The organism is Lyngbya confervoides BDU141951, assembly GCF_000817775.3.
Lineage (GTDB): Bacteria > Cyanobacteriota > Cyanobacteriia > Thermosynechococcales > Thermosynechococcaceae > Lyngbya > Lyngbya confervoides.
This window is the reverse complement of record NZ_JTHE03000045.1, coordinates 38,087-48,530: the sequence shown is the minus strand read 5'-3', so window position 1 is coordinate 48,530 and position 10,444 is coordinate 38,087. Positions and strand designations below refer to the sequence as shown.

6 protein-coding genes and 1 pseudogene are annotated in these 10,444 nt (G+C 53.6%); 6 read left to right on the top strand and 1 reads right to left on the bottom strand.

Annotated elements, in window-relative coordinates:
• From QQ91_RS08570 to pcrA, 4 genes are all read left to right on the top strand, one after another.
• The coding region (locus tag QQ91_RS08570) for a hypothetical protein (protein ID WP_236096119.1) at positions 1–191 on the top strand (191 nt) is incomplete at its 5' end.
• Positions 192–304: 113 nt separating this feature from the next.
• On the top strand, positions 305–550 hold the full coding sequence (psaC, locus tag QQ91_RS08565; RefSeq protein WP_166281556.1) for a photosystem I iron-sulfur center protein PsaC: 246 nt from the start codon (positions 305–307) through the stop codon (positions 548–550).
• A 223-nt stretch (positions 551–773) separates the two neighbouring features.
• Complete coding sequence (locus QQ91_RS08560) at positions 774–995, top strand: glycogen debranching protein (RefSeq protein ID WP_166281555.1); 222 nt, start codon at positions 774–776, stop codon at positions 993–995.
• Positions 996–1,066: 71 nt separating this feature from the next.
• Positions 1,067–3,406, top strand: coding sequence for a DNA helicase PcrA (gene pcrA, locus QQ91_RS08555; protein WP_166281553.1), 2,340 nt, complete (start codon positions 1,067–1,069; stop codon positions 3,404–3,406).
• 133 nt (positions 3,407–3,539) lie between these two features.
• Here the strand turns inward: pcrA and QQ91_RS08550 are convergent.
• Positions 3,540–3,876 (bottom strand): annotated as a pseudogene (locus QQ91_RS08550) (helix-turn-helix domain-containing protein); the annotation flags it as partial.
• A gap of 116 nt (positions 3,877–3,992) precedes the next feature.
• On the opposite strand from QQ91_RS08550, the gene QQ91_RS08545 reads away from it, so the two are divergent.
• Complete coding sequence (locus QQ91_RS08545; RefSeq protein ID WP_166281551.1) at positions 3,993–4,592, top strand: DUF924 family protein; 600 nt, start codon at positions 3,993–3,995, stop codon at positions 4,590–4,592.
• Positions 4,593–5,093: 501 nt separating this feature from the next.
• On the top strand, positions 5,094–10,442 hold the full coding sequence (locus tag QQ91_RS08540) for a PAS domain S-box protein (protein WP_166281549.1): 5,349 nt from the start codon (positions 5,094–5,096) through the stop codon (positions 10,440–10,442).
• Positions 10,443–10,444: the final 2 nt, after the last annotated feature.

Genomic DNA, 10,444 nt, shown 5'->3' with positions numbered 1-10,444 from the left:
TAGAACTCGGATTCAATTTGACAGAGTGCTGGCCTTCTAAGCTCTTTAGCTACCTTCGACTTTTCTGCACCACTAAGGAAGGCACCCTGAAACAGCCGGTGATGATTCGCTTCCAACTTTTTGCAAGTGCTGAGGAGAACTTCCACGAATCGTTACGTTGTTTGAAGTTTCCAGACTCGGTTGTGCTGTAGGTAAAAACACTGCTGTACACTTAATCTCGATATAGCACCTAGACATTCCGTCACCCTTGAAAGCATCCAACGGTGACAGTTAGCCGTTTCATCTCAGATTGGAGCTTTTATTAATGTCTCATTCTGTCAAAATTTACGATACTTGCATTGGCTGTACGAACTGCGTTCGTGCTTGCCCAACGGATGTTCTAGAAATGGTTCCTTGGGATGGCTGCAAAGCTGGCCAAATCGCATCTTCACCGCGGACGGAAGATTGCGTGGGTTGCAAACGATGCGAGACTGCCTGTCCCACTGACTTCCTGAGCATTCGAGTTTATCTGGGTGCTGAGACGACTCGCAGTATGGGTCTAGCTTACTAGGCCAGTGAACCCGCGTCCCGACTGCTGACCCTGACGTCATTGATCCATCAAAAAATCACCTTTGAGCGTGCTGAAGTCTTGAGGATTTCAGCCTTAGTAGAGGGCTAACTCAAGGGTGATTTTTTGTGAATTCACGTTGCCAGAATTTTGATTGCTCGAGGAGGTCGTTCTAAACTGGAGGAATCGAACTGCACGTGGTGTAACCGCACCAAGGGAGAAAAAGATGGCACCGTCCGGAACGATTTGGGTCAACGAGCAGCTAGATCCCTCAGGGTTACTCTACGCCTGCATCGCCTGTCATGATCAATCCCAAGCCCAGGATTGTCATCAGTCCTTTGTAAATAATCTCACCGATAGTCAGAGAGCGGCAGGGTGGACCGTCCGCATGCGCACCGTTGAGTCTTGGGACGAGGTACCCGTGAGCGCTCTCAAACTTAGCTTCTAGGAAAATCGAACCCTACAGGATCCAGGCAAAAGGATAGAATCGGTACGTTGCTTCTTGCGATCGCTGTTCCTATGCCTGCTGATCCTGATTTTTTGAGTCATCTCAACCCCTCTCAGCGCCGATCTGTGGAGCATTTCTGCGGTCCGCTGCTGGTGGTCGCTGGGGCAGGGTCAGGCAAGACCCGAGCGCTCACCTTTCGCATTGCCAACCTGGTGCTCACCCATCGGGTTGCACCAGAAAACATTCTTGCGGTTACCTTTACCAATAAGGCCGCCAAGGAAATGAAGGAGCGCATTGAGCGACTGTTCGCAGAAAGACTAGCCTTGGAGGACGGCGGAAAGGCGCTGGATTTGCTATCGCCCTACGAGCAAACCAAGCTGCGATCGCGGGTTTACAAAACCATTACCAAACACCTGTGGATTGGCACCTTCCACAGCCTTTGCGCCCGGATTTTGCGGCTGGATATTGAAAAGTTTAAGGACGGCCAGGGACGACAGTGGCAACGCAATTTTTCTATTTTTGATGAATCGGATGTCCAGGGGCTGATGAAGGACATTATTGTCAAGCAGCTGAACCTAGACGATCGTAAATTTCAGCCGCGATCGGTTCGATTTGCGATCAGCAACGCCAAAAATCAGGGATTAGGCCCCGAAGACTACGAAGCCAGTCAGCCTAATTATCGAGGCCGGGTCATTGCCAATGTCTACAATCTCTATCAGGATGCCTTAGCGGCCAATAATGCCCTCGATTTTGATGATCTGATCCGGATTCTGGTAGATCTGTTGCGGCAGAACGACGCTATTTTGGATTACTGGCATCGACAGTTCCATCATTTGCTCGTGGATGAATATCAAGACACCAATCGCACGCAGTATGAGCTGATTCAGATGCTGGCCACTAACGGGGTGCATCCCCAACAGTTCCAGGGTTGGAACTATCGCTCGGTGTTCGTCGTTGGAGATGCGGATCAGTCCATTTATTCCTTCCGGGCCGCAGACTTCACAATTCTGATGGATTTCCAGAAGGACTTTGGCGATGGGCTCCCGGATGACGACACTCGCACCATGGTCAAGCTAGAGGACAATTACCGATCTACGGAAACCATCCTGCAAACGGCAAACGAACTGATTGAAAACAATACCGAGCGCATTGACAAAATTTTGAAGCCGACGCGGGGAGCCGGGGAGCCGATTACCTGCTTCCGCGCCGATGATGAGCTTCACGAGGCAGAATTTGTAGTCGAGCAGATCCGCAACCTGGAGATGCAGCATCCCGAGATCACCTGGGGCGATTTTGCGATCTTGTACCGGACCAATGCCCAATCCCGTGCCTTTGAAGACATGCTGGTGCGCTGGAACATTCCCTACACGGTGGTGGGGGGCCTCAAGTTTTACGATCGCCGTGAAATTAAGGATGTGCTGTCCTATCTCCGCCTGGTGATGAATCCTGCTGATTCGGTGAGTCTGCAGCGAATTATCAACGTTCCCCGCCGCGGCATTGGCAAAACCACCCTGGACCGCCTCAGTAGCGCCGCCCAGGAGTTGGGGGTGCCCCTGTGGGAAATTATTCGCGATGACACCTCGGTCAAGACCCTCGCGGGTCGCAGTGCCAAATCAATTTTAAACTTCGCCCAGATGATTCAGCACTGGCACACAGCCCACGAAACCCAGGCTGGAGCGGAGATTATTCAGGGCATCCTAGAGCAGTCGGGCTACGTGGATAGCTTGAAAGCCCAGGGTACAGAGGAGGCCGACGATCGCCTGCGGAACGTCCAGGAGCTGTACAACGCCTCAATCCAGTTTGCGGAGGAAAACGGAGACCCTTCCCTGACGGCCTTTTTAGCAAGCACCGCCCTGGCCTCGGACCTTGACAACCTGGAGGAATCCTCCACGGTGTCACTGATGACCCTCCATTCCGCCAAGGGTTTAGAGTTTCCCATTGTGTTTCTCGTGGGCCTGGAACAGGGGCTGTTCCCGAATTTTCGATCCCTTGACGATGCTGCGGCCCTGGAAGAGGAACGACGGCTGTGCTACGTTGGCATCACCCGCGCCCAGGATCAGCTGTTTATTTCCCATGCCAGGGAACGACGACTCTATGGATCTCGCGAACCTGCCATGCCCTCGCTGTTCCTGTCAGAGTTGCCCAAGGAACAACTTGAGGCTCGATCTCCCTTAGCCATTCCCAAGCGGCCCCCGAACATGGCGGCGCCATCGCCACCGGTGTCTCCCCACCCCAATACCCACGCTCAGGATTGGGGGGTGGGCGATCGCCTTCTACACAAGGGTTTTGGCCTGGGGGAGGTCACCCACGTCTTTGGGGCTGGCAATAAGATTTGTTTGGCGGTAAAGTTTGCGGGAGTCGGGCAAAAGATTCTCGATCCGAAGGTCACACGCCTCGATCGCGTTGATTGACATCCTCTCCCTCTGACCTGTCAGGTTGAACTTTCCGGTATAGAGAGAGATTCCTGGGGTCGCCCCAAAGATTTCCTGCTTCAACAGGTGACAGCCAGACGGAGTAACCCCAGTCCCCGCCCCAGTCCCCGCCCCATCCCCTCCACGCGCCATCGAGCTTCCTGAGACCTTGCTGAAGCACCTGAGCATTCACGGTCTTGAGCCTAGGGAAATCGGCCGTTGCTGCGGTTAACGACTTGCACTGCCGAGCACACCTAGGGAAGGGCGCATCCGCTGACCAGATAAACGCTTGCTGAATCAAACAAGCATTCACGGGTGACTTGCGAGAATCGAGCCAGTCTTTGCACTCCCGCAGGGCAAAGTTCCAGACATTGCGGCCCAGACATTGCGGCCCCCATCCAGAATGTGCTCAACTCTGAAATCTGCTCAGCGGTTGGTTCTAGCTTGAATTTCCAGGTCATGTTTAGCATGTCTACACTATACAAAAACCATGTAGACTGCTCTTTGTGGTCGCGCTCCGCTACACCCCCAGCTAAGTTTGCAGTGCTGGCTGGTGTACTGCGAAGAATTTCGATAGAGTCAGATCATGATCCATTCCTCCACGGTCCCAGCCGCTTCGCCCCAAGCGATTTTAGACTTTTGGTTTGGTGATCCAGGATCACCCGATTACGGCCAGCCCCGTAAATTCTGGTTTATGAAGAATCCAGATTTTGACCAAAGCATCCGCGATCGCTTTCTGGCCGTTCACCATCAAGCCATGGCGGGGCAACTGGATTTCTGGGGCGATCACCCTGAGGGATCTCTAGCCCTCCTGATTGTCTTAGACCAGTTTTCGCGCAATCTCTACCGGGGCCAGCCCCAGGCCTTTACCGCAGACTCCAAGGCCCGAGCGATCGCGCAACAGGCCCTCGAACAGCAGTTTGATCAACGGCTGCTGCCCGTGCAGCGCTGGTTTATTTACCTGCCCTTTGAGCACAGTGAGGCCTGGAGCGACCAGCAATTGAGCCTCCAGCTCTGGCAAGGACTTAAGAATCATCTGCCAAGCAGCGATGCCCTTCGCTATGCCCAAAAACATGCCGAGGTCATCCGGCGATTTGGTCGCTTTCCCCATCGCAACTCCATCCTGGGACGCCCCAATACACCAGCAGAGCAAGACTTTTTGCAGCAGCCAGGATCTGGGTTCTAGAAGGCGTCCGCCAGAAAAATTAAGCTCCTCATACCCGCATAAAACAGAAATAACATCAGCCAGACTGTTTATATTTTCACATAGAAAAATAGGCCACCGTTTTACTTTACAAAAAAATAAATTACCCCCCAGCTTAGGAGACAACCCATTGCCTGGGCTGATAGGTGTGCTGCTTAAAAAACTGGGTAAACTAAACACTAAAACCTCGTGCTCTAGAGACGGAAGCGTCGGAATGGGCATCCCCCCTGAAACAGGGTTAGAGTCCCTCAAGATCAACCGCCTAGAGGTCAACGTTTGGATGAGTTTTGGGCAGGATTTATCTCAGTGACGCGAAGTAAAATTAGACGCGAATAAACTTAAAAGCTCTACATTTTAACCGCCTAAGGATAGCTGCTCCGAGCTCGCCATGCTTCACCCAGGAACTACGCTGTTATGTCCGCCTCCGCAACTTTCAAAAGAAGAAGCCGCCTGTTCCTTTGGGGATTATTTTGTTTTTGCTGGTTGTCTTCGCTAGCTATTGGCGCAACGCTGGCTTGGGGTCAGCCATCGAGCCCGGCTGAGATTAGCGCAGCCATTGTGCAAAATCCTCCCCCCCAGTCTCAAGTCACCACAGAACAGGCTCCTCAGAGTTTTGCCATTGAGGTGATGAACGCCATTGCAGAACGGACAGACCTCCAGGTCACCTACGTAACGAAGCAAAGCTGGGCCGAGGTGATTGAAGCGCTCCGTTCTGGGGAGGTCGATGTGATCCCTAACCTTGGGATTACCGAGACACGGGCCGCAGAATTCAGCTTTAGTGCCCCCCTGGAAACCTTTCAGGTTGTTCCCTTTGTCCGAGAGTCCAGCAAGCTAGAGCGCTTTCAAGACTTGGACAACCTGTCCATCGCGGTTGTGCGGGAAAGTGCGGGACTGCAGCTGCTCCAAAACCAGCCGCTGAACCTGGTGATTTATGATCAGGCTGAATCAGCGCTGTTTGCGCTGCTCTCCGGCGAAGTGGATGCCCTGGTTTATGCTGAACCCAGGTTGAAGGCCATTGCCCGCGGTATGGGCCTTGAAGATCGCCTTAAAACCCTGGAACCGCCGCTCCAGGAAATCAAGCAAGCCATCGCCGTTCGCCCAGACAACCCAGCCTTAGTGAATCGCTTAAACCAAGGCGTCAGGGAATTTCTAGCGTCGCCGGAATACCGCCGTCTCTATCTGCAATGGTACGGCGCTGAGCACAGCCATTGGGTCTATGAATGGATAATTTCTGGGCTGTTAGTGGCGCTGATCCTGGGATTGATGGTGGTTTCAGTGTGGCGCCTGTATATCCGTCGACAAATTCAGGCAATGCGTCAAATCCAGGCGCAGTTGCGAGATCGGGAAACTCAGTATCGAACCCTAGTAGAAGCCAGTCAGGACCTAATCTGGAGCGTTAATCGAGAGGGCAAGATCACCTTCATAAATTCCGCCTGCAGCGAAATTTATGGTCAGACTCCCGAAGCGCTGATGGGTCAGTCCTTTCTAGAGTTTCAACCCGAGTCCATCGCCCTGCAAATGCAGCAGTTTTTGAAGCGAGTGATGGCGGCAGAGTCCTATCAGCAGCTTAAGATTAGCCATAAAGGGAGACAGGGACGGATGGTCTGGCTCCAATTCAGGGCGGTGCGGATTCAGGATGAGGCTGGAAGCGTGCTCGGCGTCACGGGTACCGCAGCGGATGTGACTCAAATTCAAGATTTAATGCGACAGAGCGAGCAGTTCTTTTCAGAGTCCCCGGACCTGAACTGCATTGCCGGGTTTGATGGCATGTTCAAGCGCGTGAATCCAGCCTGGACCCTTGCCCTGGGATATGAAACCCATGAGCTGCTCGGACGCCCCTTTATCGAGTTTGTACAGAGTCAAGATCACGCCTCAACGCTAGCTGCAGCTCAAGCCCTGAGACAAGGTGAGCGGGTTAAGGAATTTGAAAATCGGTATCGGAGCAAGGATGGTCAGATTCGCTGGTTTCTCTGGAATGCGATCGCTTCGGTGGAGGATGAGCTGATCTATGCCACCGCCCATGATATTACGGAAAGAAAGCAGCTCGAACTGGAGCGACAGCAGCTCAATCGGTACCTGGAGCGCCAGGTTCGCAAACGCACCCTGGAGCTCTCTCAGACCAACCACAAACTGCGGCTAGAAATTACCGAGCGGCAACAGCAGACCCAGGAGCTGACCCAAACCCAGGCCTTCCTGGAGGGAATTATTGAGCATCTCCCCATGGCACTTTTTATCAAGGATGCCAGCGCGGAACGTTTTGGCCAGCTGACCCTGGTTAACCCGGCCTGCGAGGGGCTCTTTGGGCTTCCCAGAGAGCAGCTCATTGGAAAAAGCGGTTGGGATCTTTTTCCCCCGGAGCAGGCCAGGGTTTACGAACAAAAAGATCGTGAGGCCATGGCCCAGGGACAGATTATTGACATTCCCGAGGAGAAAATTCTGAGCCACAGCCTGGGACCTCGCAGTCTCCACACCCTCAAGGTTCCTATTCCCGGAAATACCCATCATCCACCCTTTCTTCTGTGCCTGGCCGAAGATATTACAGAACGGGTGCAGGCTGTGGCTGCCTTAAAGAAGAGTGAAGCGAAGTTTAGCTCCCTGACCAACGATGTGCTGGAAAAATCCACCGTTGGCATGTTTATTCTAGATGCAAGCTTCCGGATTGTTTGGATGAATCAGGCCCTGGAGACCTTTTTTGGACTGGAGCGCCGAGCGCTGATTGGCAAACCCAAAAAGGATCTGATTCAAACTCAACTGTGTCATCTCTTCGCCAATCCACAGCGGTTCCAAGAGAAGGTCCTGGCCACCTACGAGAATAACACCTACATCGAAAACTTTGAGTGCCACGTGCTGGCCGGAGACCATCGTCAGGAGCGCTGGCTGGAGCACCTGAGCCAGCCCATTGAGTCAGGCCTCTACGCCGGGGGGCGCATTGAATATTACTCTGACATCACCGCGCGCAAGGTTGCGAGTGAATCCATTGAACAGTTGGGAATTGCTGTTGAAAATGCCATGAGCGGCATCTCCAAGCTCGACACCGAGGGAAACTTTGTCATGGTTCGTCAGGACTATGCCCGGCTGCTTGGCTATGAGCCGGAGGAGCTCGTGGGCCGCCCCTGGACCCAGACGGTGCCCCAGGGAGATTATGCCCTGGCCCTGGCGACCTACCGACAGATGCTGGAAACGGGGCGGGCAGAAAAGGAACTGCAGGCGCTGCGTAAAGATGGCACCCGCTTCTATAAGCAGATTCTGCTGGTGAAATCGGTGAATGCGGATGGAGCATGGGACGGGCACTATTGCTTTATGCGGGACATTACCGACCGCAAGCGCACCGATGAGCGGCTGCGGCTGCTAGAAGCGGCGATTGCCAATGCCAGCGATGCGGTGCTGATCACGGCAGCAGAACCCATTGATGAAACCGGACCTGAGATTGTTTACGTCAATGAAGCCTTTTGCCAGGCGACCGGGTACAGTTTGGCGGAGGTGAAGGGTAAAACCCCAAGAATCCTCCAGGGACCCCGGTCAGATCGCGCCACGCTCAATCAGCTGCGTCAAGCCCTGGAGCATTGGCAACCCTTTCGCGGTGAGCTGCTGAACTACCGCAAGGATGGGTCAGAATACTGGGTAGAGCTAAACATTAGTCCGGTGGCCAACGAATCCAACTGGTATACCCATTGGGTGGCGATTCAACGAGATATCAGCGATCGCAAGCGGGCCGAGCAGGAGATTCTCGAAACCCGCAACTTTCTAGATAACGTCATTAACCACCTGCCGGTGGCGGTGTTTGTCAAAGATGCCACACCGGATCGGTTTGGGCAATTTATGCTGTGGAACCAAACCAGCGAAACTCTGTTTGGTCTCCCGGCCTCCCAGACGCTGGGCAAAACCGTCCATGATTTGTTCCCGCAGCCCGAGGCAGACTTTTTTGAGCAAGAGGATCGGACGGCAGTCACCTCTCAACAAATTGTCAGCGTGCCCGTGGAAGCTATCGAAAGCCCTCACCTGGGCCAGCGCTATCTGTATACGGTTAAGGTTCCGGTCTTTAGCGATTCCGGGGATCCGAAATACTTGCTGTGCTTCTCTGAGGATATTACGGAACGTCGAACCGCAGAGAGGGTTCTTCGCGATAGCGAAGCCACCAATCGCGCCCTACTTCAGGCTATCCCTGATCTGCTCCTCCGCATTCAAGCCGATGGGACCTATAAACAGGTGTTCTCCTTCATGGACAGCCCCAGTGAGCCAGGAATCGGGGGCCGGGGAGGCAAAATTCAGGATGTGCTGCCCCCGGAAAAAGTGGCGGAGCGCTTGTTTTACATTCAGCGGGCCCTGACCACCCGTCAGCTTCAGGTCTACGAATATCAAATCGAACTCCAAGGGAAAGTGATCGAGGAAGAGGCCCGCATCATTGCCATTGGCGATCAAGAGGTGCTAATGATGATCCGAGATATCTCCGATCGCAAGCAGGCCGAACGTCAGCTCCGCTTTGCAGCACTTCACGACGAACTGACCGGGCTGCTGAATCGCAGCGCCTTTTTCAACCGGGTCGATCACTGTCTGAAGCGACTCAAGCGCCATGAAGACCATAGGTTTGCCCTGCTGTTTATTGACCTGGATCGCTTTAAGGTGGTTAACGACAGCCTAGGGCATCAGGTGGGAGATCAACTCCTCATTGCGATCGCAACTATTCTCCGCAATGCTGTGCGAGAAACCGATACCGTTGCCCGTCTCGGCGGCGATGAGTTCACGGTTCTCGTGGAGGAGTTTCAGGCCCTAGAAGAGGTGATCCAGGTGGTGGAACGGCTGCTGGATCAGTTAAATCTACCCATTCAGCTGGAATCCCATCAGCTGTATACCAGCGCCAGCATTGGCGTGGTCCTGGGCAACCCAGACTACGAGTCCAGTGAGGATTTGATTCGGGACGCGGACATTGCCCTGTATCGGGCCAAGGATAATGGGCGATCGCGCTACGAAATTTTTAATCGCGCCATGTATCAAGCCGCATCCCGCCGTCTCTCCCTGGAAAATGACCTGCGGCAGGCGATACAAAACCAGGAGTTTGAGGTTTACTACCAGCCCATTATCTGCTTGCGCCAGGGCCATATTGTGGGCTTTGAAGCCCTGGTGCGCTGGCACCATCCTCAAAAAGGTATGATTTCTCCAGGAGACTTTATCCCCATTGCAGAAGAGACAGGGCTGATTGTCCCCCTGGGATATTGGGTACTCAGAACCGCTTGCCACCAGATGAAAACCTGGCAAAGCGACTATCCCCAGGCCACAACAGCGCAGATATGCGTCAATTTGTCGCCCCAACAGCTCCGCGATCCGCAGATCCAGGAACACATTCGGCTTAGCCTCAGCGAAACGGGCTTAGCCCCTCAATGCCTGGAGCTGGAAATTACGGAAAGCATGCTGATTGAATATACCGATCTGGCAGTTGATCTGATCCAGTCCCTACGAAATCAGGGCATTGGCTTTAGTTTAGATGACTTTGGGACCGGGTACTCCTCCCTGAGCTACCTCCACCGCTTTCCCGTGGATACCCTCAAAGTGGATCGATCCTTTGTGCAGAGGCTGCAGCCCAACAGCGAGAACTATGAGATTATTCAAGCAATGATCGCCCTGGCCCATACCCTCTCCATTGAGGTTGTTGCAGAGGGGATTGAGTCCCCTGAGCATGTGGAGCTCTTGCAAAATTTGGGGTGCGAATTTGGTCAAGGATTTCTATTTTCTCGACCGGTAACGGCTGACCGAGCGGGAGAATTGCTTGGGCAATATCGTTTGCTGAGGGCCGATGGACGCGACACCGTTTCCAGCGATAATGATCCCCAGCGATAGCT